This is a genomic window from Pseudomonas sp. USTB-Z (assembly GCF_019691255.1).
In the GTDB taxonomy this organism is placed as follows: Bacteria; Pseudomonadota; Gammaproteobacteria; order Pseudomonadales; family Pseudomonadaceae; genus Aquipseudomonas; species Aquipseudomonas alloputida.
The window spans coordinates 1-1,519 of sequence record NZ_JAECZP010000055.1; the positions used below are offsets into that span (position 1 = coordinate 1).

A 1,519-nucleotide genomic window follows, 5' to 3' on the forward strand; every position below is an offset into this window, starting at 1 on the left:
ATGAGCCGCCGTATTCGGTGCGCTTGAAAATGCCACCTCCGGTGTTGGCCCATTCGAATACGAGTACCTTGCTCAAACGTTGGTAGTAGATTTTTTGGGTTGATCGATTGAAGCAGAAAATTGATAAGCGTTTTATGAAATATATCCGATAAATGAGGAAAGGTAGGAAAGTGAAAGGCATAAGCAAGAATCCAGTCGCTAATAATGGAGCGGTTTCGTACATGCGCCATATATCCCTGGATAGTAAATATGGGTAAAAGCCGGCAATTGACAGAACAGTTATCGCGCAATACAGCTTCCCCATGAAGACAGAGTCTGTGATCCATGGATTCCTTAAGCATAAAATGGTGTCGGATAAGCTTAATAGTTGCCCTGTGATAGAGGGCTTGTGTCCAGAGTCTGACATTGAGTTGAATATCCAGATGGTTGCCATGGTCAGCGCTCCAGACGAAAAGTTGACAGGGTCTCATTGTCTTCGTCCAAGCCTTGATTGGCGTTGTAGGTTAGATGAAGTGAGACATGATTTTGGTTGGCGAGGGTGTTTTCGAAATGTAGAACTAAGCCAGCATCTACGAGGTGGCCGGTCGGGCTGATTGGAAAAACGTCAATTCCGTGGTTGTCACGGACGGAGCTCAAACTTACTGACCATTCACTTACGCCTAGCCTGAATGCAGGCAGCAGCACTGTGAACTCTACGGTTGGTTGGGGGGTGGCTACTTCGTTATGTGTGATAGCTGTCCAATTTGGCGGCGACCAGTGGTTATTCTGATGCCATCGGGTGTCGGCGTTAGTTATGCCCAGGGATAGGGCCTGCTCGGCGGATAGTAGCTTGGGCCCGTAATGTTCATTGTGCCAAGCCTTAATTTCTGTTTGCAGTGAGGTGAAAGCAGGAAGTTTCTTGTCAAAGTCCAAGTTGATGTCGGCGTGCGACTCTCCATCATTGATGCGATTGCCGAATATGCTACGTGCTGCCCACAGTTCTATTGGGCTGTGAAGGCGTTCATGTGCCTTGGCGTGTAGGTAGAGGCCTCCTGCGATGATGGCTACGCCTACGAGGACAAGGGCAGCGGCGGCCCATCCGGCAAAGGGCACAACCGATGTCACGCCTGCAATTGCAAGTCCTGCTTCAAGGACGACAGCGGAACCAATAGCCATGGTGAACCCGCCCGCGACAGTGTAACCGGCTGCAGTTAGATCACCATTTTCGTACTGTCGTAGCGCCTTAGTACCGTCCGCGAAAAAACCCAGTGCAATCGCCGGGTATCCGGCTAAACGCGCAAACAAATTGCTACTCAAGAACTTGATAATCCCATTGCCAAAGGCCATGCCCGGCGCTGTGGCACTTAATCTCAGCATGACGGCCTTATGCGTTGCCCGCACGCTGACCAATGTCGCCGCCGCTGCACCAATCACCCCGAAAACAGATGAAGCGAACCCCAGGGTGTATTCCGGTGCATCGCTCTTCTGCAGGCTGTTGTAGGCCGTCTTGAGCGATAAGATGTTGAACCACAGCATCCCC

The 1,519-nt window shown here is 50.8% G+C and carries 2 pseudogenes; both read right to left on the minus strand.

The features are described from left to right. Positions 1–433, minus strand: a pseudogene (locus I8746_RS26790) (hypothetical protein); the annotation flags it as partial. Between the two features lie 2 nt (positions 434–435). Next, positions 436–1,519: pseudogene (locus tag I8746_RS26795) on the minus strand (hypothetical protein); the annotation flags it as partial.